Source organism: Salipiger mucosus DSM 16094, assembly GCF_000442255.1.
GTDB lineage: Bacteria > Pseudomonadota > Alphaproteobacteria > Rhodobacterales > Rhodobacteraceae > Salipiger > Salipiger mucosus.
On record NZ_KE557276.1, the window covers coordinates 207,452 to 230,328 of the forward strand.

Here is a 22,877-nt window from a genome sequence, read left to right on the forward strand (position 1 = left end):
CCGGTCAGTCGAGCCGCCCCGAGAGGTAGGTCACGGCCCTGTTCGGGGTCGCGATCTCCATGTAGTCGGCCTCGGGCACGTCGACGCCCAGCCGTTCGTGGATGGCCGCGACGAGGTTCAGCACGTCCATGGAGTCGAGTTCCAGGTCGTCCTGCAGGTGATCGTCGCCGCCGATGTCATCGGTCGCGAGGTCAGGCGCCACGCGCGTCACGAGGTCGAGAAAGGTGCGGCGGATATCGTCTTCGGTCATAGGGCCTCCGGGGTCTGCAGTAGCCCGGCGATCCGGGACAGGAAGGTTGCGCCGCTGCGGCCGTCGCTGACGCGATGATCGGCGGCGAGGGTCGTTCTGAGGCAGAGGCGCGGCAAGACGGCGCCGCCGATGATCCGGGGCAGGCGGCGCGGCGCGCCGAAGCCCACGAGCGCGACCTGCGGCGGGTAGATCACGCCGGTCAGGCCGTCGACGCCGCCCTCTCCGAGGCTGGAGACGGTGATCGTGCCCTCTGTCATCTCGGCGCCCCTGAGGCGCCCGCCGCGCGCGCGGGCGACGAGGTCGCGCATCGCGGCCATGAGGTCGGGCAGGCAGAGCGCCTCGGCGCCCATCAGCGCGGGCGCGATCAGGCCGCCGCCGCGCAGGGCGATGGCGACGCCGGCATTCACGGTTTTCGAGGGCACGAAGCTGCTGTCGGTGAAGTGCCCGTTCATGTCGCGCGCCTCGGCGGCGGCGCGGGCGGTGGCCTTGACAATCAGGGCCGCCATGAGCAGCCGGCCCTCGGGCGGGGCCTTGGCGTTGTGGGCGCTCAGCCAGGCCTGCGCGGCCTCGAGGTCGATCTCGTGGTCGAGGTAGTAGTGCGGGATCTCGCGCTTCGAGCGGGACATGGCGGCGGCGATGGCTTCGCGCATGGCCGCGAGGTCGAGACCGGGCTTGGCGGCGGGGTGCGGCGTGGACTCGGGCCTCGTGGCACTCACGTCCGCGAGCAGGATCGCGCCCCCGGGGCCACTGCCGGTGAGGGCGGACAGGTCGATGCCGAGTTCCGCGGCGCGGGCTCGGGCGGCGGGTGAGGCGGGGATGACGTCCGGCGCGGGCCGCGCTTTGGTCGACTCCTGTGCGGGAGGCGTCGGAAGGGTCTCGTCCGCAGGCGGAGGCGGGGCGGGCGCCGGGCTTTCCGCCTCGGGCGGCGGCACGGCGGTTTGCCCGCGCTCATCCGCCGCCGGTTCGCCGTCCTCCCGGATCACCGCGAGGGGGGCGCCGACGGGAAGCTTCTGGCCGAGCGCGGCCTCGATGCGGTCGACGGTGCCGTCCTCGAAGACCTCGATCTCGATCGCGCCCTTCTGCGTTTCGATCACCGCCACGACGTCGCCGCGCGAGACGTGGTCGCCGGGGTGGACCAGCCACTCGACGAGCGTGCCGTCCTCCATGTCGGACCCGAGCGATGGCATCCTGAAGACCGACATGACCTAGCCCTTTCCCAGCGTCGCGCGGGCCGCCTCGAGGATGCGCGGGACCTGCGGGATCGCGGCGTCCTCGAGGTGCCTGGGGTAGGGGATCGGCACCTCGGCGGTGCAGACCCGGCCGACCGGCGCGTCCATGCGCCAGAAGACCTGCTCGCCGATGCGGGCGGCGATCTCGGCGGAGAGCGATCCGGCGCGCCAGCCCTCGTCGACCACCACCGCGCGCCGGGTGCGGCCGACCGAGGCCATGATGGTCGCCTCGTCGAGCGGGCGGAGCACGCGGAGGTCGATGACCTCTGCCTCGATGCCCTCGGTCGAAAGCGCCTCGGCGGCCTCCAGCGTCTTGAAGAGCGAGCCGCCGTAGGTGAGCAATGTCAGGTCGCGGCCCGGGCGGCGGATGGCGGCGCGGTCGATGTCCACCGCGCCCGCGCCGGTGTCGAGCGGGCCCGAGCGGTTGTAGAGCATCACGTTCTCGAAGATCAGCACCGGGTCGGGCTCCTGCAGCGCGGTCCAGAGCATGCCGCGCGCGTCCTCGAGCGTGGCGGGCGCGAGGATGCGCAGGCCGGGGATATGGGCATACCAGCCCTCGAGCGAGTGCGAATGCTGCGCGGCGAGCTGCTTGCCCGCGCCGGTGGCCATGCGGATCACCAGCGGCACGCCGAACTGGCCGCCGGACATGTGCCGGATGGTGGCGGCGGTGTTCATGATCTGGTCGAGCGCGAGCAGGCTGAAGTTCACGGTCATCAGCTCGACGATGGGGCGCAGCCCGCCCGCCGCCGCGCCGATGCCGAAGCCGGTGAAGCCCGACTCCGAGAGCGGCGTGTCACGGATGCGGTCCTCTCCGAACTCGGCCATGAGGCCCTTGGAGACGGCGTAGCAGCCGCCGTAGGCGCCCACGTCCTCGCCCATGAGGAAGATGCGCTCGTCGCGTTGCAGCGCCTCGCGCAGGGCCTGGTTCACGGCCTCGCGGTGGCGGTGGCCCCGGTGGGCTCGGCGGGCGGCGGCGGGGCGGGACGCGCCTCGGCGGTGACGTGGTGCAGCAGGTCCGCGACGGGCTCCCACTCCGAGCTTTCGGCGAAGGCCACGGCGTCGGCGATCTCGGCCTCGATCTCGGTCTCGATGGCGGCGATGTCGGCCTCGTGCAGGAGGCCCGCTGAGAGTGCCCAGTTGCGGAAGCGCAGGATCGGGCCTTTCTGACGCCAGGCCTCGACCTCGGCCTTGTCGCGGTAGAGCTGGGCGTCGAACATCGAATGCGCGCGGAAGCGGTAGGTGCGGCATTCAAGAAAATAGGGGTGCGGGTCCTCGCGGATCGCGGCGAGCGCCCGGCGGGTGCCGGCCTCGACCGCGACGACGTCCATGCCGTCGACCACCTCGGACGGGATACCGTAGCCGGCGGCGCGGGTGTGGATGTCGGTCTGCGCCTCGGAACGGGTGAGCGCGGTGCCCATGGCGTAGCCGTTGTTCTCGCAGACGAAGAGCACCGGCACGCGCCAGAGCTGGGCGAGGTTCATTGTCTCGTGGAATTCGCCCTCGGCCACGGCGCCCTCGCCGAAGAAGCAGGCGGTGACGGCGCCGCTGCCCTGCACCCGGTCGGCGAGGCCGAGTCCGCCCGCGAGGGGAAGCCCGCCGCCGACGATGGCATTGCCGCCATAGACGTTGCGCGCGGCGTCGAAGAGATGCATCGAGCCGCCGCGCCCGCCGGAGCAGCCCGTGGCCTTGCCGAACATCTCGGCCATGACGCTGCGCATGGGCACGCCGCGCACCAGCGCGTGGCCGTGCTCGCGGTAGGTGGCGACGATGCGGTCGGTGGCGGTGAGCTGCGGGATGATGCCCGCCGCGATGGCCTCCTCGCCGTCGTAGAGATGCAGGAAGCCGCGGATCTTTTCCTGCGTGTAGAGCTCGGCGCAGCGGTCCTCGAACATGCGGATGCGCATCATCGCGTGGAGGTGGGCGCGGACGGTCTCGCGGGTGAGGTGGATCTTGGCGGCGCTCATGTCTCGTCGGTCTCCAGCGTGGAAATGTCCCCCTCGGGCAGGCCGAGCTCGCGCGCCTTCAGGAGGCGGCGCATGATCTTGCCCGAGCGGGTCTTGGGCAGGGTGTTGCGGAAGATGACCTCGCGCGGGGCCACGGCGGCCCCGAGGCGCTTGCGGGCGTGGCCGCGGATCTCGCGTTCCAGACCCTCGGAGGGCGTGTAGCCGGGGTTGAGTGAGACGTAGGCGCGGACCACCTCGCCGGCGGTCTCGTCGGGCAAGCCGATGACGCCGGCCTCGGCCACGGCCGGGTGTTCGATGAGGGCGCTTTCCACCTCGAAGGGGCCGATGAGGTGGCCGGAGGACTTGATGAGGTCGTCGGCGCGGCCGACGAACCAGAAGCAGCCCTCGGCGTCGCGCATCGCGAGGTCGCCCGAGAGATACCAGCCGTCGCGGAAGGCCTTGGCGTAGCGCGCGGGCTCGTTGAGGTAGGCGCGCATCATGGAGGGCCAGCCGGGGCGCAGGGCGAGCTCTCCGATCTCGCCCGGGGGGCAGTCGCGCAGGGTCTTGCCCGAGGTGTCGACGACCCCCGCGGTGATGCCTGGAAGGGGGCGGCCCATGGAGCCGGGGCGGATGTCCTCGGCGGCCATGTTGGCGATCATGATGCCGCCCGTTTCGGTCTGCCACCAGTTGTCGTGGAAGGGGCGGCCGAAGACCTCGCTCCCCCAGACGACGCCCTCCGGGTTCAGCGGCTCGCCGACGCTGGCGAGAAATTCGAGCGCCGAGAAATCATAGGGCTGCGCAGCCTCGACGCCCGCGCGCATCATCATGCGGATCGCGGTGGGCGCGGTGTACCAGATCTGCACGCGCTCGCGTTCGAGGGTCGCATACCAGCGGTCGAGGTCGAAGTCGGCTTCGTCGACCAGCATCGTCGCGCCGTTCACCAGCGGCGAGATGATCCCGTAGGAGGTGCCGGTCACCCAGCCCGGGTCGGCGGTGCACCAGTAGACCGCGCCCGGCCGCAGGTTGAGCGCGAAGCGTCCGGTGGCGGCATGCGCGCGCACGGCGTCGTGGACGTGAACGGCGCCCTTGGGGCGGCCGGTGGTGCCGGAGGTGAAATGGATCAGGGCCATGTCGTCGGGGGCCGTGGGCGCGACCTCGAAACGGTCCGCGGCGTCGGCCATGGCGGGGCCGAGGGCCACGCAGCCCTCGGGGGCGGCGGTGGCGTCGGCGAGGAAGACTGTGCGCAGCGAGGGGATCTCGTGGCGCCAGGGGGCGATCTTGCGGCGGTAGATGCTCTCGGTGGTGACCATCGCGTTGGCCTCGCCGATCTCCATGCGGGTGCGGATCGGCTCGGGGCCGAAGGCCGAGAAGAGCGGCGAGAAGACCAGCCCCGCCTTCAGCGTCCCGAGGGCCGCGACGTAGAGCGCGACCTCGCGGCCCATGAGCGAGAGCAGCCGGTCACCCGGCTGCAGCCCGTGGGCGCGCAGCACGTTGGCGAAGCGGGCGGTCTCGCGCATGAGCTCGGCGTAGGTGAGATCGCGCGTGCTGCCGTCCTTGCCGAGCCAGCGCAGCGCGAGACGCTCGCCGTCGCCATGCGCGACGTGGCGGTCGACGGCCTCGAAGGCGATGTTGAGCCCGCCGCCGGGCAGGCCGTCGAGCATCGCGCCTGCGTCCTCCCACCGGAAGCTCTGCCGCGTTGCGGCGGGGTCCGGCAGGACGGCGCGGCGGCGGTCGGCCTCGGACTTGCGGATCGTGTCCCGGGTCATCTCAGCGTCCTCCGGTTCTGGCGCCGAGCGCGAGGCCGCTCGCCGCGTCGAAAAGCTTGGCCTTGGTCATGTCGACCTCGAAGGAAAAGGCGGTGCCCGGGTCGGGCGCGTCGCCGGGGCGCACGCGGGCGATGGCCTCGACCGGGCCGATGGCGAAGACAAGCATGGTGTCGGGCCCGGTGGGCTCGACCACGCCGACGGTCCGCTCGAAGACGAAGCGGTCGGGGCCGGGCAGTTCGGTTCCGGCGGCGAAGATCGCCTCGGGTCGCAGGCCGAGGACGACCTCGTGCCCGTCGGGCTCATCCAGACGCGCGGCGAGGCGGCCCGGCAGGGGAAAGAGGATCGGCGGGGCGCCGTTGCCCTCGACGGCCACGGCGCGGGCGGTGCCGTCGCGTGCCAGCTTGCCGGGCAGCATGTTCATCGGCGGCGAGCCCATGAACCCCGCGACGAAGAGGTCGACGGGGTCCTCGTAGATCTCGTGCGGCTGCGCGAACTGGCGGATATGGCCGTTGTCCATCACCGCGATGCGGCTCGCGAGCGTCATCGCCTCGATCTGGTCGTGGGTGACGTAGACCACGGTCTTGCCCAGCCGCTGGTGCAGCTTCTTGATCTCGGTCCGCATCTCGATGCGCAGCTTGGCGTCGAGGTTCGAGAGCGGCTCGTCGAAGAGGAAGACCTCGGGCTGGCGCACCAGCGCGCGGCCCATCGCGACGCGCTGCCGCTGGCCGCCCGAGAGCTGCCCGGGCTTGCGGTCGAGCAGGCCGTCGATCTGCAGCAGGCGGCTGAACTCGTCGAGGGCGGCTTCCTGGCGGTCGCGGGGGACGTGGCGCGTCTGCATGCCGAAGGTGATGTTCTGGCGCACCGACTTGGTCGGGTAGAGCGCGTAGGACTGGAAGACCATGGCGATGTCGCGGTCGCGCGGCGGCACGTCGTTGACCACCTGCGCGCCGATGCGGATGTCGCCCGAGGTGAGCGTCTCGAGCCCGGCGACGAGGTTCAGCAGCGTGGACTTGCCGCAGCCGGAGGGGCCGACGAGGACGACGAACTCGCCCGGCTCGATGGCAAGGTCGATGCCCTTGATGACCTCGGTCGCGCCGAAGCGCTTGAAGACGCCGGAGAGGGTGATGCCCGAGGCCATGCGCTATCCTTTCACTGCGCCGGCCGAGAGGCCGCGCACGAACCAGGCGCCCGCGACGACGTAGACGAGCATGGTGGGCAGCCCCGCGAGGATCGCGGCGGCCATGTCGACGTTGTATTCCTTGACCCCGGTGGAGGTGTTGACGACGTTGTTCAGCGCCACGGTCACGGGGTTGCTGTCGCCCACGGTGAAGGCCACGCCGAAGAGGAAGTCGTTCCAGATCTGGGTGAACTGCCAGATCACCGTGACCACGATGGCGGGCACGGACATGGGCAGCACGATGCCCGCGAAGATGCGGAAGAAGCCCGCGCCGTCGATGCGCGCGGCCTGCAGGATGCCGTCCGAGACGCCGATGAAGAAGTTGCGGAAGAAAAGCGTGGTGAAGGCAAGGCCGTACACCGTGTGCACGAGGATGAGCCCCGGCACGGTGCCCGCGAGGCCCAGCAGGCCCAGCGTGCGCGCCATCGGCAGCAGGATCACCTGGAAGGGGATGAAGGCGCCGAAGAGCATCAGGGCAAAGATCCAGTCGGCCCCCGGAAAGCGCCACTTGGTGAGCGCGTAGCCGTTGACGGCCCCGAGCGCGGTCGAGAGCAGCACCGCGGGCACCGCCATGGCGATGGAGTTCCACATGAAGGGTTTCAGCCCGTCGCAGCGCACGCCGACGCAGGCCGCGTCCCAGGCCTTGACCCATGCGTCGACGGTGACGCTTTGCGGCAGGCTGAGGAGCGTGCCCTCGCGGATCTCGTCCAGCGACTTGAGCGATGTGGAAACCATGACGATGAGCGGCACGAGGTAGTAGAGGCAGAAGAGGCCCAGCACCGCGAAGAGCAGGCCGCGCAGCGCCGTGGTGGTCCAGCCACGGGGGCGGACGATGCCGGATATGCGCCGTGCCCTCATCGGCCGGTCTGCCTGAGTTCGGAGTAGAGGTAGGGCACGATGATCGCGACGATCGTGGCGAGCATCATGGTCGCGCTTGCCGCCGCGACGCCCAGCTCCGAGCGCTGGAAGGCGAAGGCGTACATGAAGGTCGCCGGCATGTCGGTGGCATAGCCCGGACCGCCGCCGGTGAGGGCCACCACGAGGTCGAAGCTCTTGATCGCGAGGTGGGCCAGGATGATGACCGTCGACAGGAAGACCGGCCTCAGGATCGGCAGCACGATGCCGGTGTAGGTGCGCCAGGGGCCCGCACCGTCGATGGCGGCGGCCTTGAGCACCTCGTCGTCGACCGAGCGCAGCCCCGCGAGGAAGAGCGCCATGGCGTAGCCCGAGCTTTGCCAGACGCCCGCGATCACCAGCGTATAGATCGCGCGGTCGCCGTCGATCAGCCAGTCGAAGCGGAAGCTCTCGAAGCCCGCCTCGCGCATCAGCCGCTCGATGCCCAGCCCCGGGTTCAGGATCCACTTCCAGACGGTGCCGGTGACGATGAAGCTCAGCGCCATGGGATAGAGGTAGATGGTGCGGATCAGCCCCTCGCCGCGGACGCGCTGGTCGAGCAGGATCGCCAGCAGGATGCCGATGGCCATCGAGATCGCGATGAAGAGGCCCGAGAAGACGAAGAGGTTGCGGATCGCCACGTACCAGCGCGGCGTGGACCAGAGCCGTTCGTACTGCGCGAGCCCGTCGAAGTCGTAGACCGGCATGACGCCCGAGCGGGTGAACGAGATGTAGGCCGTCCACAGGATGAAGCCGTAGACGAAGAAGAGGCTCAGCGCGAAGAGCGGCGAGACGACGAGCACCGGGATGCGCCGTTCGAGCCACTGGCCGGGCCGGAAACCTGAAGACGAAGACACTGGCATGGTCGTCGGCGGCGCCGGGACGGGAGCGCCCCGGCGCCGGCCCGTCCTACATCGCCCGCGCCGCCGCGTCGGCGAGGCGGTTCACGGCGTCCTGCGAGCTCATGTCGCTGTTGAAGAACTCGGTCACGAGGTCGAGGAACTCGCCCCGGACCGAGCGTGGCACCGCCATCTCGTGCGCCATCGAAGGCACCAGCGTGCCGTTCTCGGTGGCCTTCAGCAGGTCCTCGTGCGAGCGCTGGGCGCAGATGTCGAAGTCGTCCAGCGGCACGTCCGTGCGCGCGGGGATCGAGCCCTTGGCGAGGTTGAAGGCCTTCTGGAAGTCCGGTGACATGATGAGGCTCGCCAGCACCTGCTGGCCGCGCAGGTTCGGCTCGCCCGAGACCTTGAAGAAGGTGAAGCTGTCGGCGTTCAGCACGAAGCCGTTCCCCGGCGTGGGCGTGCAGGTGAAGTCTTCGCCCGGGACCTTGCCGGCGGCGAGGAACTCGCCCTTGGCCCAGTCGCCCATGATCTGGAAGGCGGCCTCGCCGCGCATCACCATCGCGGTCGCGAGGTTCCAGTCACGCCCCGAAAAGTTGGGATCGACGTAGCCGCGCAGCTTGCGCAGCTGGTCGAAGGACGCGACCATCGTGTCCGAGCGCAGCGCCGCGGCGTCGAGATCCACCAGCGCGCTGCGGTAGAAGTCCGCGCCGCCCACGCCCAGCACCACGTCCTCGAAGAGCGTCGCGTCCTGCCAGGGCTGGCCGCCGTGGGCCAGCGGCGTGATCCCGGCCGCCATGAGCTTGTCGGCGGCGGCGTTGAACGCGTCCCAGGTGGTCGGCATCTGGGTCACGCCGGCCTGTTCCAGCAGGTCTGGGTTGCCCCACATCCAGTCGACGCGGTGGATGTTCACCGGCGCCGCGACATACTTGCCGTCGTATTTCATGATCTCGGCCAGCACCGGCGGCAGGACGTCGTCCCAGTGCTCGTCGGTTGCGACGTGCTGCACGTCGTTGAGCGCGCCCTGTTCGGCCCATTCCTGGATGCCGGGGCCCTTGAGCTGCACTGCGGTGGGCGGGTTGCCGGCCACGACGCGCGCGCGCAGCGCGGTCATCGCGGCGTCGCCGCCGCCGCCCGCGATGGGCGAGTCGGTCCAGGTGCCGTCCTGCGCCTCAAAGGCGGACTTCAGCTCGCCCAGGGCCTTGGCCTCGCCGCCGGAGGTCCACCAGTGCAGGACCTCGACGGTGCCGTCCGCCAGCGCCGGGCTTCCCAGCGGCAGGCAGGCGACGGCGCCCGCCGCCATCAGTTTCGTGAAGTTGGTCATCGTCCTCTCCTCCCAAACAAGACGGTCCAATTCCTTCGTGCCGATCCACGGGACCGCCCCCGGCGCCGCGCGTGTCGCGTGGCGGGGGCGTCCGGGATCGACGGGTCATGGTAGCACCGTTGGGAGGGCGACCTATTGACGGGCGTCAACGTGGCTGCGTGGCCGGACCGGTCCGCGGCGCTCGCCGCGCGCCGGTCCGGGAGGCGCTCAGCCGTCCTTGTAGTAGTAGCTGTAGCCGTTCAGCGCCGGCGCGCCGCCGAGGTGGGCGTAGAGCACGCGCGAGCCCTCGGGGAAGAAGCCCTTCTTGGCGAGGTCGATCATGCCCTGCATGGATTTGCCCTCGTAGACCGGGTCGGTCATCATCGCCTCGGTCCGCGCGGCGAGGCGGATGGCCTCGTTGGTTTCCTCGGAGGGCACGCCGTAGGCGGGGTAGGCGTAGTCGGGATTGATGTGGATCTCGTCCTCGCGCACCGCGCGGCCGAGGTTCACCAGCTCGGCGGTGTTGTCGACGATGGAGCGCACCTGTTCGCGCGTCTGCCCGGGCGTGCCCGAGCCGTCGATGCCGATCACCCGGCCGGCGCGATCCTGCGCGGCGAAGCCAACGATCATGCCGCCCTGCGTCGAGCCGGTCACGACGCAGACGACGATGTAGTCGAAGGTGAAGCCCAGCTCCTTCTCCTGCTCCGCGACCTCCTCGGCGAAGCCCACGTAGCCGAGCGCGCCGTACTTGTGCACCGAGGCGCCGGCCGGGATCGCGTAGGGCTTGCCGCCCGCGTCCTCGACCGACTTGATCGCATCCTGCCAGCTTTGCCGGATGCCGATGTCGAAGCCGTCCTCCACGAGGCGCGAGTCCGCGCCCATGAGCCGCGTCATCATGATGTTGCCGACCCGGTCGTAGACGGCGTCGTAGTGCGGCACCCATTTCTCCTGGATGACCACGCATTTCATGCCGAGCTTGGCGGCGGTCGCGGCCACCATGCGCGTGTGGTTCGACTGCACGCCGCCGATCGAGACCAGCGTGTCGGCGCCCGAGGCGATGGCGTCGGGCACGATGTATTCCAGCTTGCGCAGCTTGTTGCCGCCCATCGCGAGTCCCGAGTTGCAGTCCTCGCGCTTGGCGTAGATCTCGACCTTGCCGCCGAGCGCCTCGGTCAGGCGGGGCAGGTGCTCGATGGGCGTCGGGCCGAAGGTCAGCGGGTAGCGGTCGAAGGGCGCGAGCAATGACATGGGCGGGGTCTCCTGTTGGGGTGTCCCCGGAAGCCTAGCGCATGACGTTTGAAAGGTGCTCTCGTACTTGGGTGTCCTGATTGCTCATGAGATCGCATTGTGACTGATTGGTGATCGTGGATAATCGGTATCTGGTCCAATTATGAAAGATCCTTCCATGCCAGAGATCGACCGAATCGACAGGCTCATCCTGCGCCGGCTTCAGGCCGAGGGGCGGCTGAGCAACGCCGATGTCGCCAAGGCGGTGAACGTGAGCCCCGCGACCTGTCACCGCCGCACGCAGCGGCTGTTCGATGAGGGCCATGTCACCGGCGTGCACGCCCGCGTCAATCCCGAGTCCGTGGGCCTCGGCACGCTGGTCATGGTGGGCGTCGTGCTGGACCGCTCGACGCCCGAAAGCTTCGCGGCCTTCGAGGCGGCGGTGGTGGGCATGAAGGAGCTGCTGGACTGCCAGCTCGTGGCGGGCGACTTCGACTACCTCCTGCGGATCCGGGTGCGCGACATGGGCGACTTCAACGCGCTGCATGGCAAGATGCTGATCGCGCTGCCGGGCGTGCGCCAGATCCGCACCTTCTTCGTGCTGAAGGACGTGAAGAACAACGCACCGCTGCCGTTCTGACGGGGGCCTGCGGCGTGCAGATCGCCAAGTCAGGAAGGGCGCATTGCCGATCGTGCGGCACGCGCTGGGCCGGTTGAGGCGCGTGCGCCAGCGCCTGTCAGGAAATCGGCAGGCCGGGCGGGGGCGATGGGAGTGAGTTCTGCCAATTATTGAACCACCATTGCCACGTCAGTCGTGGCGCGAGGAACGCGCGGGTGCCTCTTGGTGCGAGGCCGAGAAGCGCGTGCTGTCTTTGGGGCTCACCGTGTCCGGCAGGGGCGCCGACACCAATACCGTCATTTGAGGATGGGCGGGATCATAGACGCTTCGGCGCCCTGCCGCGTATCTCGCATAAGGGGCCCATCCGGACCGCGTCGCATGGCCGCTCAGGGAGGGGACCCGTGGTCGGCGCGATTTTCAGGGTCCGCCGTTGCACTGGTTTGGTCGTGCTTGCTGGTCCGGCCGTCGATGTGGCTCCAGACTTCCCGACTCATCGTATCCAGGGTTTCCAGCGCGCCCGGCAGGTTCTCTCGCGCATAGCTGCGAAAGAGACTCGCAAACTCCTCGGCGCTGCCGACGTGCACCGGCTCGCAGGGCTCGCCGAACAGAATGGCGCGCAACCGGCGGGACGAGAAGTCGTCCTTGTCGAGAACATCCTGCCACGGGCTGCAGTCGCCGGCGGCGGCGCGCGCGATCTCCGGATCGCCGGTCAGCATCAGGATGCGCGCGGCGCCGGCCAGGCCGGTGCCGCGAATGTCGGCGGCGAACTTCGCTCCGAAGCCATCGGGCAGATGGTTGTCGAGGATGATGACGTCATACCGTTCCAGAAGCAGTTTCTCGCGTGCTTTCGACAGGCTCAATGCCTCGTCGAAAACGCAGGGCACCCCCGATTTCTCGATCGCGCGCTGCACCTGCAGCCGGTCGACGACATCGTCCTCAACGATCAGGATGCGTAGTTCCTGTGTCGTATCGCTCATCGCACATTCCCCTACCTGTCCCATCACGTGATCGCCCCCTGCCGCGAGGGTTCCAGCCGGCCGGGCGGCGCATCGACCGCGTCTTGAACGGGAGGCGGGGTCACGACGGTGGCCTCGGGCAGCTCAAGAATGACCGTGGTGCCGGCGCCTACCTCGGATTTACACCAGATTTGCCCACCGTGGCGCATCGCGATCTTGCGGCAGGTGGCAAGCCCCAGCCCGCTGCCCTTGACGCTGCCGTCCGATGGCGCGCGCGTGAAGGTCTCGAAGACGCGTTCCACGTAGCCCTCGGCGATTCCGACGCCATTGTCGGAGATCTCGATCTGCAGCTCGCCCTTGGAACCGCGACGCGTGCTGATGCCGATGACGGGCCGGCGCGGCCCCGCGTACTTGATCGCGTTCCCGATGACGTTCTGAAACAGTTGTGCGAGCTGGGGTTTGCAGACCAGCAGGGTGCAGTCCTGGACGTCCGCTTCGATGCATGCGCCGGCCTCCGTGACGGGCCGGTTCAGTGCCCAAAGCGCGGTGTCGAGGATGTCGCGCAGCGAGGCCCTTTCGAATTCGATGTCGCGATCGGCGCGCACGTGACATGCGAGGCTGTCCACCAGGGCCCGCATCTGGTCCGCCGAGCGTTTCAGAAGCGCAAGCGTTTCGGGCGCATCGTCTCGCTGACCATCCCGTAACCCGTCTTCGAGTTCCTCGGTCAGGAAAGAGACCGCGCGGATCGGGGCCTTGAGATCATGCACGAGAACATCGGCAAACACCTCTAGTTCGCGCCGGCGTTCGTCGAGCTTTTCCTTCATGCGCGCAAGTTGCAGCGCGTGATTGATCATGCGCTTCAGGGCTGCTTCGTTCAGAAGCCGCTTCGGAATGTAGTCGGATGCCCCGTGACGGATTGCCTCCTTGGCAATCTCCTCGTCGCCCGACCCCGACAGGATGATGCAACTGGTCCCGGGCCATCGCTGCTTCAGCTCGGACAGAAGCTCGAATCCGTTGCTGCCGGGCAGGCGGTAGTCGATGAGCGCAGCGTCGGGTTCTTTGGTGTCGCCAGAGAATGCTTCGGCCTCGTTGCGCGCCTCGCGCACATTTGCACCTGGAAAGGCGGTGCCGAGCAGCCTGCGCACCAGTTTCCGGTCGCCTGCGTCGTCGTCCACGACAAGTACGTCCAGTGACGTCATCTCACGATCCCTCCTGCACCGTCAGCCGCGGCAGATCAACGATCTGCAGGTAATTCTCGAGCGTGCAGACCAGCCTCATGAACTCGCGGTCGACCGCCTGCTTGGGGATGTAGCCTGCCACCTGACGGTCGTAGGCGGCGTCGATGTCCAGCGGATCCTGTGAGGTGGTCATCACGAAGACGACCGCGCGCTTGAGTACGGGATCGCTGCGCAGCTCCGCGAGAAATTCGTGCCCGTTCATGCGGGGAAGATTCACGTCGAGCAGTGTGATGAAGGTCGTTGATGACAAGGCGGAATGCTCGCGCAGAAGCGAAAGTGCCTCGACTCCGTCGACCGCCCGGTGGACGCGATTTGCGATCCTGGCCTTGTTCAGGGCGCGGATCAGAGCCTTGGCGTCGGCATCGTCGTCCTCGACCAGAAGGATCGCCGGCAACGGACGGTCCACCTCGGCGGCACAAAACGAATGCAACGGACAGGTGAAGGGCGCATGAGGGATCATGACGGAAACCTTCCCGACCGCTGATCGGGCCCGATCAGGTTTTCGCTGCGATCCAGGAGGGAGATCATCTCGAGGCAGAGTTGTTCCATCGCGTGGCGCTGGATCTGGACACGCTCACCTTCGCTAAGGCGCCCAATCTCGCGAACACGTCGCAGCATGGCGGACATGATGCGCCGCAATTCGGGTTCCATGCTGTCGCGGAACCGCAGCAGCGTCTGACGTAGCGCGGCGTCGCGGGCACGTTCCGTATCGTGCGCCGAGGCGAGGATCAGCTTTTCCAGCGCGGCGACCACGGACCTGCGGATGGTTTCCGCGCTCAACTCCTCCTTGATGAGGTAGTCGGAACAGCCGGTGCGCATCGCCTCGATGATCACCTCGGGCCGGTCGACACTCGTTACCATGATGCTGACCGCTCCGCGCTGCTCTTCGTGCGTTTCGATGAGGTCGAGCGCTTCCTGGCCGGTTGCCATTCCGAGATGGTAGTCCACGAAGAACAGGTCGAAGCGTCGCGCGTCCAGCTGCCTTTGAAGCTGCGCGAGGTCCTGCGCCATGTGGAACTCTGCATCCAGACCTGCCCGCCTGGTGAGCTTCACCAGCCGGCGGCGGTCTATCTCGTCGTCCTCGAGAACAAGCGTGACCAGCCGGTGGACATCGGGCAGGTCCGGTTCGGCGATGGCCTGTTGCGTGAGCGTTGCCATGCTGTGCTCTCCTCTCAGAAACCGGGATACGGTCACCTGGCTCCGGGGTAGTCCGCGTGCTGTAAACGCGAGCTTAACGGCCGGCGGCCTCGTCTGGTGAAACGCCTCGAATTGTCAGAACAGCGTTCACGGAATGACAAGATCGACCTGTCATCCTGCAGCCAGGACGAGGGCGATCGAGGTGAAAGTGCGAGAGACGGCAGGATCAACGGCGTTGCGGGACCGCATGACGTTTGCGGCGGTGTCGATCGTGGCGCTCGCGGTGCTCGTGGTCTGCGCGATGAGCTATGCGACCACCCGGCGCATCGAGGTGGCACGCTACGAGGTCGAGATGCGCGAAGAGTTGCGCCGCGTTGCCTCGCGTCTGGTCTACGAACTTCGCACGGCCGAGACCGACCTGCAGATACTGGTCCGTTCGCCAGCGGTGCAGGCGCTGGTCCGCCGCGGGGCGCTTCCAGTGGAGACCTTCGAGGATGTCGAGCGCATGCGCCTGCGCGCACGGGCCGAAGACGAGTTCGCGGCGTTCCATGCGCGGAGATTGCATTATCGACAGATCAGGCTGATCGCCGCCGACGCCGAGGGGCACGAGATCGTGCGCGTCGACAAGCGCGGCGGCGATGTCGTGACCGTTGCTCGCGACCAGCTGCAGGCAAAGGGGGGCGAGCCCTACGTGGCTGCGGGACGGTTGCTGAAACCGGGTAATATCCATGTTTCGCCGCTCACCTGGAACCGCGAGAACGGGCAGATATCTCGACCAAGGACAGCGATGCTGCGCTTCGTGATGCCCGTTCCTTCCAGCGCCAGCCGACAGCCGGGGATGATCGTGATCAATGTCCCCGCGGAAACGATGCTCGCGGCGGCCTTTCGCGCCGCGACCCCGCGGCACGGCGTGATGCTGCTGGACGAGACCGGGGGAAGCTACCTGTTCGATCCCGAGACCGGAATGGGCCGACTGCGCCTCGACGAACCGCCTCCGGTTCCGCCGGAGGTCCTAGAACTCGTGCGATCCGGGGCGCCCGCGGCGGATGTGCGGTCGGTCGGCTCCTTCGCCGTTGCCGCCATGTCGGCGCCCCGCTCGGCGATCGGGACGGGCCGGATGCAGGTCGCGCTGCTGGCGGAGAGGTCCGCGCTCCTGCAGGCCGCCCGGCTCGGGTCACGGGGCGTTGCGCTGACGGGGCTCGTGGTGACGCTCGCCGCGGTCGTCGCGGCGCGACTTGCGACCATCGTCCACCTGCGGCCGCTTCTCCGGATGAACGCCGAGATAAGGCGGGCGCGGGCGACGAAGGCGCGCCCGGACCTGCCGATCACCCGCCGCGACGAGATCGGCGAGGTGGCGCGCAGCTTCGCGGAACTCATGGCCAATTCCGACGCCCTGGAACGCCGGGCGCGAACGATTCTTCATGGCGTGCACGACGGGATCATGATCGTCGACGACGCCGGACGGATCGACGACCTCAACGACGCCCTGTGCGAGATCCTCGACCGCCCGCGCGTGGAACTTCTGGGCAGCGCGGTGGCCCGGATCCTGCCCGAAGGTGAGGCCACGCTGGCGCAGCTGCAAGGCGGCCCGGACGAGGGCGGCCTGATCGCGACCGAGGCGCGGCGGGCTGACGGCAGCCGCGTGCCGCTGGAAGTGTCGGCGAGCAGGCTCGGAGAGGGAGAAGGCCGGATCTGGGCCTGCATACTGCGTGACGTTTCCGAGCGGAGCGCGCAGGAGGCGGAGCGCGACTGCCTGATCGCTGCACTCGAGCAATCGAATGCCGAGCTGGATGCCTTTGCCAATGTCGCATCTCACGACCTCAAGGCGCCGTTGCGGGTGATACGCAACGCGGCCACATGGATCGAGGAGGACCTCGAGGGCTCGCTAGACGAGGAGACGCGTGAGACCCTGGCGCTCATGCGCAGCCGTGCCGATCGGATGCAGGCCTTGCTCGACGATCTTCTCGAGCATGCGCAGATCGGCCGAAAGACCGGCGAGTCCGGTACACGCTTCGTCTCGGGGGCCGAGATGCGCGCCGGGCTGCTCGCGCTGCTCGATCCGCCGGACGCGTTCGAGGTGCGCTTTTGCGAGGGGTTCGACGACCTGAACCTGCCGGAAATGCCGCTCAAGATCGTGTTGCTCAACTTCGTTTCGAACGCGATCAAGCATCATGATCGTGCCGACGGTTGCGTGAGGATCGGCATTCGCGATGAGGGCGCGGTCCTGCGCGTCGATGTACGCGACGACGGCCCGGGGATTGCGCCGCAATACCACGAGCGGATCTTCGGCCTGTTCCAGACGCTTCGGGCGCGCGACGCGGTCGAGGGCAGCGGCATGGGGTTGGCCATAGCTCGAAAGCATATCGTCAAGGCCGGCGGTCGCGTGACCATCGAGTCCGACGGACAGGGAAACGGTACGCTTTTCAGCTTCACCTGGCCGCTGCGCGGAGCGCGCGGGGACTATCTCGCGGCCTGAAACGTTCGGGGTCGACCGCCCGTGTTGTGCCAGCAGCGGCAACGGGCGCGCGAACTGTTCTCAGAAGACAGTGGGCCAACAGACTGTCTTGGCCACCGTTCGGCGGTGTGCCGGCGGAGCCTGCGACCGACAGGCCCTGGCGAACTCGCAACGAAACGTTGAGCCTTTCGAAAGCAGGGTGGCCGCAGTCTGTACTGCGTGGCTGGCCGCCGCCAACGAGGCCGGCGGCGGGAGCGCGATGCCGGGTACGTTTCCTGCGAAAGCGCGCGCGTCTTGCCTGGAAAGGTGAGCGCGCCGCCAGTCAGGCGATCCCGACGTGCTGCCTGACCACGCGCTGCACCGACGGCGGGGTGAAGTCACTCTTGGTCCAGATCTCGATCACGTTGGCGGCGCGTGCCTTGGCGTACATGAAGGGCGAGGGCCAGTCGCTGACCACCACCACCGGCAGGCGCCGATAGGCGGGTGCCGCAGCGAGTTCGGCGGCGAAATCCGCGCCGCGGCCGTCGGGCAGGGCATTGTCGAGAAAGATCATCGCCACCCGCTCCTCGCCGAGGACGCGGCGCGCCTCGGAGAGGGTGGTGGCGAAGACCAGCGGAATCTTCGGCCACTGGCGCAGGAAGATCCGGCGCATCATGGCGCGGTCGGTCTCGGTATCCTCGACGATCAGGCAGACGCTTGGTCCGGTGCCCATGCCTCGCCCTCCTGCTTGAACCACCCCTGGGGGAAGGTGACAGACGGGCCTTTCCAACCGATTAACAGATCCGGAGGACGGCGCTCAGAGTCGGGCGGTGACCTCCTCGGCGACGCGTTCGGCGGTGATCCCGAAATGACGGTAGAGGTCGGCCACGTCGCCCGAAGCGCCGAAGCCGGACATGCCGACGAAGCCGCCCTCCATTCCGACGTAGCGGTCCCAGCCCAGTCGGACCGCGGCCTCGACGCCCACGCGGACCGTGCCGTCTCCCAGCACCTCGCGGCGGTAGGCCGCGTCCTGCGCTTCGAACAGCTCCCAGCTGGGCATCGAGACAACGGCCGTCGGCACGCGCTGCGCCTGCAGCAGGTCGCGGGCTGCGAGCGCCACCGAAACCTCGGAGCCGGTGGCCAGCAGCGTCGCGCGGCGCGCGCCGCCCTCCGCCTCGGCCAGCACGTAGCCGCCGCGCGCGCTGAGGTTCTCGTCCTCCTGCGTCCGGCGGACCGGATCCAGCGGCTGGCGCGAGCAGATGATCGAGACCGGCCCGTCGGAGCGTCGCATCGCGAGATCCCAGGCCTCGGCCATCTCGACGGCGTCGGCCGGGCGCAGCACCCACATGTTGGGGATCGCGCGCAGCGAGGCGAGGTATTCCACCGGCTGGTGTGTCGGGCCGTTCTTGCCGATGCCGATGCTGTCATGGCTGAAGACGAACACGCCGGGGACGCGCATCAGCGCGGCGACGCGCAGGGTGTGGCGCATGTAGTCGGAGAAGACGAGGAAGGTCGTGCCCACCGAGCGGATGCCGCCGTGCACGGTCATGCCGTTCATCATCGCGCCCATCGCGTGTTCGCGCACGCCGTAGTGGATGTAGCGGCCGCCGCGGTCGTCGCGGGTGAAGGGGCGCATCTGGCGCTTGTGCTGGGTCGCGGCCTCGAGGTCGGGCGCGCCCGAGATAAGCTCGGGGATGACATCGGCCAGCGCCGAGAGCATCTCGCCCGAGGCGCGGATGCCCGGCTTGGCCTCGTCGCTTTCGGTGTAGCGGCGCTTGGCGTCGAGGATGACCTGCTCCCAACCCTCGGGCAGCTCGCCGCGCATCAGGCGGTCGAACTCGGCGCGGTCGGCGGCGGGCAGGGCGTCGAGGCGGGCCTGCCAGGCCTCGCGCTCGGATGCGCCGCGTGCGCCGGCGTTGTGCCAGGCCTGCGCGAGATCGCCCGGCAGCTCGAAGGGCGCATGCGTCCAGCCGAGGTTCTCGCGCGCGGCATCGGTGTCCTCGGTGGTGATCTTGCCGCCGTGGGCGGCGCGGTCGTTCTGGATGCGCGGGACGCCGTAGCCGATGAAGGTGCGGCAGGCGATCATCGAGGGGCGGTCGTCCTGCTTGGCGGCGGCGATGGCCGCTGCGACGGCCTCGGGGTCGTGGCCGTCGACGCTTTGCACGTGCCAGCCGTTGTTCTCGAAGCGCACGACCTGGTCCTCGGAGACCGCCTGGTCGGTGGGTCCGTCGTCGGTCATGCGGTTGTCGTCCCAGAGGAAGACGAGCTTGCCCAGCTTGAGGTGCCCGGCGATGGCGATGACCTCGGCGGCGATGCCCTCCATCAGGCAGCCGTCACCGGTGTAGGCATAGGTGTAGTGGTCGACGATATCGTCGCCAAAGCGGTGGTTCAGGATACGCTCGGCCACGGCCATGCCGACGGCGTTGGCGATGCCCTGGCCCAGCGGGCCGGTGGTGGTCTCGATCCCGGCCGAGGGGTGGTATTCGGGGTGGCCGGCGGTGTTGGAGCCGAGAACGCGGAAGTTGCGGATCTCGTCGATGCCCATCTCCTCGTAGCCGCAGAGGTGCAGCAGCGAGTAGAGCAGCATGGAGCCGTGGCCGGCCGAGTGCACGAAGCGGTCTCGGTCGGGCCACTCGGGCGCTGCGGCGTCGAACTTCAGGTGCCGCGTGAAGAGCGCGGTGGCGATGTCGGCGCCTCCGAGCGGCGTGCCGGGGTGTCCGTCCTGGGCGCGCACGATGGCGTCCATCGAAAGGAAGCGAATGGCCTGCGCCATGTCGCGCATGTCCACGGTGCCGTTGGTCTTGCTCTGGATGTTCATGGCCTCTCTCCTCACCGGCGCGTCTCTGGCTGCGGTGAGTAGCCAAGGGCGCGCCGCGACACAAACGCGAATACTTAACGAGGATTGAAGCTGAACTTAAGGGTCAGTAGGGGTTGCGGGCGCCCCTGTCGGAAGACAGCGACTGCCGCCCACGTTCCACCAGCAGCTCGATTGCATCGGCGAGATGTTCGCGGTCGATGTGGTGGTCGCCGCGTTCGACGCGGATGCGGTGCGCCTCGATCATCACGTCGGCGTGGCGGCAGCCCTCGGGTGGTTCGAAGCGGTAGGAGGCGAGCTCGATCAGCAGGCCCAGCGGGTCGCGGAAGTAGATCGAGTCCATGAAGCCGCGATCCTTGGGCCCGGAATGCGAGATGCCCCGCGCCTCGAGCCGTTTCGCGGCCTGCCAGAAGCTGGCCTGGCTCACGTTGAAGGCGATGTGGTGCACGTTTCCGGGGGCCTGCGAGGCGGGCGCGGGATCGGGGCTGCGCTTCTCGTTGGTGAAGATGGTGACGAGCCGTCCGTCGCCCGGATCGAAGTAGAGATGGCCTTCGTCCGGGTCGTCGAAGTTCGGCTGGTCGAAGATGAAGGGCATGCCCAGCACGCCCTCCCAGAAATCGATCGAGGTCTGACGGTCGGCGCCCGTCAGCGTGATGTGATGCACGCCCTGCGCCTGGATCTTTCGGAATTCGGTCATGTCTCGCTCCCCTCGGGTGGTTTCACGAGAGGATAGCGGAGGATGGCGGGCTGCCCAGAGGATTGTTGCGAGCGGACAAAATGCGCATCGTAAGGACCAGCGCCGGTCCGCCGGGTGGGCGCTCGCGCCGGTGGAGGTCTTGGCACTTTATCCCCCGGCCATATGCCTGCAATCGAGACGTCCGGCCCAGCCTCGAAAAGCGCCCGCCCGAGTGGACGGACGGGCGCTGGCCCGGCGGCCTTCGGCCTCGATTCCGGGCCGGGGCTTTCGAGCGGCGCCCGGCCCGGGAGCCGGTCACCGCCAGTCGCGGCAGACGTACTTGATCTCCATGAACTGCTCCATGCCGCGGCGGGCGCCTTCGCGGCCGAGGCCGGACTGCTTGACCCCGCCGAAGGGGATGGGCGCCCCGGTGACCTTGGTGCGGTTCACCGCGACCATGCCGTATTGCAGCGCGCGGCTGACCCGGTAGATCCGGCGCGGATTCAGCGAATGGACATAGGCCACGAGCCCGTATTCGCTGTCGTTGGCGCGGCGCACGACCTCTTCCTCGGTCTCGAAGGGCGTGATCGGCGCGACGGGGCCGAAGGTCTCTTCGTGCATGATCAGCGCCTCGTCGGTCACGTCGGTCAGCACCGTCGGCGCGTAGAAGAGCGGCCCCTGCGGCAGCACCTCGCCGCCGCAGGCCAGCGTGGCGCCCTTCTCGAGCGCGTCCTTCACGTGCTCCTGCTGTTTGGCGATGGCCTTATCGTTCATGAGCGGGCCGATGTCGGGATCGTCGAGCCCCTTGCCGACGGTCAGCTTCTTCGTGGCCTCGACGAAGCGGCGGCAGAACTCGTCGTAGATCGGACGCTCGACGTAGATGCGGTTCGCGCCGAGGCAGTCCTGCCCGGAGGTGGCGAACTTGGCCTTGATGGTCTCCTCGACCGCCTGGTCGAGATCGGCGCCCTTGAAGACGATGACCGGCGCGTGGCCGCCCAGCTCGAGCACGAGCCGTTTCACGGTCTGCGCCGACTGGCGGTAGAGCAGCTTGCCGATGTCCGTCGAACCGGTGAAGGAGAGCGCGCGCACGCGGTGGTCCTCGGTCCAGGGCTCGACGATGGTGGAGGCCTTGCCGGTCACCACGTTGAAGACGCCGGCGGGCAGGCCCGCGCGCTCGGCCAGCTCGGCAAGGGCGAGGGCGGAATAGGGGGTCTCGCCCGAGGGGTGCGCGACCACGGTGCAGCCCGCGGCGATGGCGGCGGCCGCCTTGCGGGTCAGCATGGCCGAGGGGAAGTTCCACGGCGTGATGAGCGCGGCCACACCCATGGGTTCGAGCCAGAGCTCGACCTCGGCGTCGGGCAGGTGCGAGGTTACGCCCTCGATGTTGGGACGCTTGGTCTCCTCGGCGTAGAATTCGATGAAGCTCGCGGCGTAGTCGATCTCGCCGCGTGCCTCAGACAGGGGTTTGCCCTGTTCCAGCACCATGATGCGCGCGAGGTCTTCCTTGGCTTCCATCACGAGGTCGAACCAGCGGCGCAGGATCACGGCGCGGTCCTGCGGCAGGGTCATGGCCCAGTCTGCGAAGGCCGCCTGCGCATGGTCGACGGCGGCGCGCGACTGCGCGGCGCTCAGCGAGGCGATCTCGCCGATGCGGTCGCCGGTGCCGGGGTCGGTCACGGGCAGGCTCGCGTTGTCGTCGCCGGCGACCCACTTGCCGCCGATGTAGGAAAAGCTGCGCAGCAGGCGCTTGTCGGAAATGTCTGTGCGGGTGGAAATCGCGGTGTCCAGCATGATTGGTCTCCTTTGGCCACGATGATAGCGGAGGCCGGCAGAGAGAGAGACCGAATGGACTGCGATTGGCGCGCAGGTGGTCTGGCCACGGGCGCTTTGTCAGTCCGTCTGGTCTGCGATCAGCTCCAGCGGGGGCGTGCCCGCGCGCTTGACCTGCTTGGTGACGATGTAGGTGTGGTAACGCGCGATGCCGATGCGGGCGTCGAGCATCGAGTCGATCAGTCGCTGGTAGCTGTCGATGTCGCGCGTCACGATCTGCAGCAGGTAGTCGAAGCCGCCGCCGAGCGCCCAGCAGGCCAGCACCTCGTCATGGCGCTGAAGGCCCTCCTCGAAGGTGCGGAAGGTCGCCGAGGTGTGGTCCGCCAACTCGGCGGCGACGAAGACCGTGACCGTCGGCCCCAGCTTGCGCAGGTCGATCTCGGCCCGGTAGCCGGAGATGAGGCCGGCCTTTTCCAGCTTCTTGAGCCGGTCCCAGGCCGGGGTGGGCGAGAGATTGATCCGCTCGGCCAGCGCGGCCTTGGTGATGCGGCCCTCGCGCGCCAGCACGCGCAGGATCTCGAGATCGCGGGCGTCGAGGCGGATC

21 protein-coding genes are annotated in these 22,877 nt (G+C 68.5%); 2 read left to right on the plus strand and 19 right to left on the minus strand.

Features of this window, described 5'->3' with window-relative positions:
• Window positions 1-4: 4 nt before the first annotated feature.
• The 10 genes from SALMUC_RS13060 to SALMUC_RS13105 form a co-directional block, all read right to left on the minus strand.
• Window positions 5-250 carry an acyl carrier protein gene (locus tag SALMUC_RS13060; RefSeq protein ID WP_020042971.1) on the minus strand — a complete coding sequence of 82 codons (246 nt, stop codon included), beginning with the start codon at window positions 248-250 and terminating at the stop codon, window positions 5-7.
• Complete coding sequence (locus tag SALMUC_RS13065) at window positions 247-1,452, minus strand: dihydrolipoamide acetyltransferase family protein (protein WP_021120354.1); 1,206 nt, start codon at window positions 1,450-1,452, stop codon at window positions 247-249. The genes SALMUC_RS13060 and SALMUC_RS13065 overlap by 4 nt, the downstream gene beginning before the upstream one ends.
• Window positions 1,453-1,455: 3 nt before the next feature.
• The gene (locus SALMUC_RS31125; protein WP_021120355.1) at window positions 1,456-2,409 is read right to left on the minus strand and encodes an alpha-ketoacid dehydrogenase subunit beta; all 954 of its coding nucleotides are present in this window, start codon (window positions 2,407-2,409) and stop codon (window positions 1,456-1,458) included.
• Window positions 2,406-3,443, minus strand: a complete 1,038-nt coding sequence (pdhA, locus tag SALMUC_RS31130; protein WP_021120356.1) for a pyruvate dehydrogenase (acetyl-transferring) E1 component subunit alpha — start codon at window positions 3,441-3,443, stop codon at window positions 2,406-2,408. The genes SALMUC_RS31125 and pdhA overlap by 4 nt, the downstream gene beginning before the upstream one ends.
• Window positions 3,440-5,188 (minus strand): acetate--CoA ligase, encoded by a 1,749-nt coding sequence (acsA, locus tag SALMUC_RS13080; protein WP_020042968.1) that lies wholly within the window; start codon window positions 5,186-5,188, stop codon window positions 3,440-3,442. The genes pdhA and acsA overlap by 4 nt, the downstream gene beginning before the upstream one ends.
• A gap of 1 nt (window position 5,189) precedes the next feature.
• On the minus strand, window positions 5,190-6,326 hold the full coding sequence (locus SALMUC_RS13085) for an ABC transporter ATP-binding protein (RefSeq protein WP_020042967.1): 1,137 nt from the start codon (window positions 6,324-6,326) through the stop codon (window positions 5,190-5,192).
• A gap of 3 nt (window positions 6,327-6,329) precedes the next feature.
• On the minus strand, window positions 6,330-7,223 hold the full coding sequence (locus SALMUC_RS13090) for a carbohydrate ABC transporter permease (protein WP_020042966.1): 894 nt from the start codon (window positions 7,221-7,223) through the stop codon (window positions 6,330-6,332).
• Window positions 7,220-8,116, minus strand: coding sequence for a carbohydrate ABC transporter permease (locus SALMUC_RS13095; RefSeq protein WP_021120357.1), 897 nt, complete (start codon window positions 8,114-8,116; stop codon window positions 7,220-7,222). The genes SALMUC_RS13090 and SALMUC_RS13095 overlap by 4 nt, the downstream gene beginning before the upstream one ends.
• Window positions 8,117-8,168: 52 nt before the next feature.
• Window positions 8,169-9,422 (minus strand): ABC transporter substrate-binding protein, encoded by a 1,254-nt coding sequence (locus SALMUC_RS13100; RefSeq protein WP_020042964.1) that lies wholly within the window; start codon window positions 9,420-9,422, stop codon window positions 8,169-8,171.
• A gap of 207 nt (window positions 9,423-9,629) precedes the next feature.
• Entirely contained in the window at window positions 9,630-10,649 is a 1,020-nt protein-coding gene (locus tag SALMUC_RS13105; protein WP_020042963.1) for a 1-aminocyclopropane-1-carboxylate deaminase, read from the minus strand.
• A gap of 157 nt (window positions 10,650-10,806) precedes the next feature.
• Between SALMUC_RS13105 and SALMUC_RS13110 the strand changes: the two genes are divergently transcribed.
• Window positions 10,807-11,268 (plus strand): Lrp/AsnC family transcriptional regulator, encoded by a 462-nt coding sequence (locus SALMUC_RS13110; RefSeq protein ID WP_020042962.1) that lies wholly within the window; start codon window positions 10,807-10,809, stop codon window positions 11,266-11,268.
• Window positions 11,269-11,633: 365 nt separating this feature from the next.
• Here SALMUC_RS13110 and SALMUC_RS13115 read toward each other — a convergent pair whose 3' ends face one another.
• Genes SALMUC_RS13115 through SALMUC_RS13130 form a run of 4 tightly spaced genes read right to left on the minus strand, consistent with a single transcriptional unit; the run spans window position 11,634 to window position 14,599 of the window.
• Window positions 11,634-12,224, minus strand: a complete 591-nt coding sequence (locus SALMUC_RS13115; RefSeq protein WP_020042961.1) for a response regulator — start codon at window positions 12,222-12,224, stop codon at window positions 11,634-11,636.
• Between the two features lie 23 nt (window positions 12,225-12,247).
• Window positions 12,248-13,378, minus strand: coding sequence for a sensor histidine kinase (locus tag SALMUC_RS13120; RefSeq protein ID WP_020042960.1), 1,131 nt, complete (start codon window positions 13,376-13,378; stop codon window positions 12,248-12,250).
• Between the two features lie 25 nt (window positions 13,379-13,403).
• Window positions 13,404-13,901 carry a response regulator gene (locus tag SALMUC_RS13125; protein WP_156883506.1) on the minus strand — a complete coding sequence of 166 codons (498 nt, stop codon included), beginning with the start codon at window positions 13,899-13,901 and terminating at the stop codon, window positions 13,404-13,406.
• Entirely contained in the window at window positions 13,898-14,599 is a 702-nt protein-coding gene (locus tag SALMUC_RS13130; protein WP_020042958.1) for a response regulator, read from the minus strand. The genes SALMUC_RS13125 and SALMUC_RS13130 overlap by 4 nt, the downstream gene beginning before the upstream one ends.
• Before the next feature lie 226 nt (window positions 14,600-14,825).
• Between SALMUC_RS13130 and SALMUC_RS28250 the strand changes: the two genes are divergently transcribed.
• Window positions 14,826-17,054 (plus strand): sensor histidine kinase, encoded by a 2,229-nt coding sequence (locus tag SALMUC_RS28250; protein ID WP_020042957.1) that lies wholly within the window; start codon window positions 14,826-14,828, stop codon window positions 17,052-17,054.
• Between the two features lie 301 nt (window positions 17,055-17,355).
• Here the strand turns inward: SALMUC_RS28250 and SALMUC_RS13140 are convergent, their stop codons facing one another.
• The 5 genes from SALMUC_RS13140 to SALMUC_RS13160 all read right to left on the minus strand — a co-directional run bounded on the left by SALMUC_RS13140 (window position 17,356) and on the right by SALMUC_RS13160 (window position 22,876).
• Window positions 17,356-17,745, minus strand: a complete 390-nt coding sequence (locus SALMUC_RS13140; RefSeq protein ID WP_020042956.1) for a response regulator — start codon at window positions 17,743-17,745, stop codon at window positions 17,356-17,358.
• An 84-nt stretch (window positions 17,746-17,829) separates the two neighbouring features.
• Window positions 17,830-19,830: a transketolase gene (gene tkt, locus SALMUC_RS13145; RefSeq protein WP_021120360.1), complete on the minus strand. Its 2,001-nt coding sequence runs from the start codon at window positions 19,828-19,830 to the stop codon at window positions 17,830-17,832.
• A 103-nt stretch (window positions 19,831-19,933) separates the two neighbouring features.
• Window positions 19,934-20,524, minus strand: a complete 591-nt coding sequence (locus SALMUC_RS13150) for a VOC family protein (protein WP_020043454.1) — start codon at window positions 20,522-20,524, stop codon at window positions 19,934-19,936.
• A gap of 294 nt (window positions 20,525-20,818) precedes the next feature.
• Window positions 20,819-22,294: an NAD-dependent succinate-semialdehyde dehydrogenase gene (locus SALMUC_RS13155; protein ID WP_020043453.1), complete on the minus strand. Its 1,476-nt coding sequence runs from the start codon at window positions 22,292-22,294 to the stop codon at window positions 20,819-20,821.
• A gap of 99 nt (window positions 22,295-22,393) precedes the next feature.
• Window positions 22,394-22,876, minus strand: coding sequence for an Lrp/AsnC family transcriptional regulator (locus tag SALMUC_RS13160; RefSeq protein ID WP_037371957.1), 483 nt, complete (start codon window positions 22,874-22,876; stop codon window positions 22,394-22,396).
• Between the last annotated feature and the right edge of the window lies 1 nt (window position 22,877).

Coding starts and splice junctions, on each gene's coding strand:
- SALMUC_RS13060 (WP_020042971.1), bottom strand. CDS start 250: ATGACCGAAGACGATATCCGCCGCACCTTTCTCGACCTCGTGACGCGC.
- SALMUC_RS13065 (WP_021120354.1), bottom strand. CDS start 1,452: ATGTCGGTCTTCAGGATGCCATCGCTCGGGTCCGACATGGAGGACGGC.
- pdhA (WP_021120356.1), bottom strand. CDS start 3,443: ATGAGCGCCGCCAAGATCCACCTCACCCGCGAGACCGTCCGCGCCCAC.
- acsA (WP_020042968.1), bottom strand. CDS start 5,188: ATGACCCGGGACACGATCCGCAAGTCCGAGGCCGACCGCCGCCGCGCC.
- SALMUC_RS13085 (WP_020042967.1), bottom strand. CDS start 6,326: ATGGCCTCGGGCATCACCCTCTCCGGCGTCTTCAAGCGCTTCGGCGCG.
- SALMUC_RS13090 (WP_020042966.1), bottom strand. CDS start 7,223: ATGAGGGCACGGCGCATATCCGGCATCGTCCGCCCCCGTGGCTGGACC.
- SALMUC_RS13100 (WP_020042964.1), bottom strand. CDS start 9,422: ATGACCAACTTCACGAAACTGATGGCGGCGGGCGCCGTCGCCTGCCTG.
- SALMUC_RS13105 (WP_020042963.1), bottom strand. CDS start 10,649: ATGTCATTGCTCGCGCCCTTCGACCGCTACCCGCTGACCTTCGGCCCG.
- SALMUC_RS13110 (WP_020042962.1), top strand. CDS start 10,807: ATGCCAGAGATCGACCGAATCGACAGGCTCATCCTGCGCCGGCTTCAG.
- SALMUC_RS13115 (WP_020042961.1), bottom strand. CDS start 12,224: ATGAGCGATACGACACAGGAACTACGCATCCTGATCGTTGAGGACGAT.
- SALMUC_RS13125 (WP_156883506.1), bottom strand. CDS start 13,901: ATGATCCCTCATGCGCCCTTCACCTGTCCGTTGCATTCGTTTTGTGCC.
- SALMUC_RS13130 (WP_020042958.1), bottom strand. CDS start 14,599: ATGGCAACGCTCACGCAACAGGCCATCGCCGAACCGGACCTGCCCGAT.
- SALMUC_RS28250 (WP_020042957.1), top strand. CDS start 14,826: ATGACGTTTGCGGCGGTGTCGATCGTGGCGCTCGCGGTGCTCGTGGTC.
- SALMUC_RS13140 (WP_020042956.1), bottom strand. CDS start 17,745: ATGGGCACCGGACCAAGCGTCTGCCTGATCGTCGAGGATACCGAGACC.
- tkt (WP_021120360.1), bottom strand. CDS start 19,830: ATGAACATCCAGAGCAAGACCAACGGCACCGTGGACATGCGCGACATG.
- SALMUC_RS13150 (WP_020043454.1), bottom strand. CDS start 20,524: ATGACCGAATTCCGAAAGATCCAGGCGCAGGGCGTGCATCACATCACG.
- SALMUC_RS13155 (WP_020043453.1), bottom strand. CDS start 22,294: ATGCTGGACACCGCGATTTCCACCCGCACAGACATTTCCGACAAGCGC.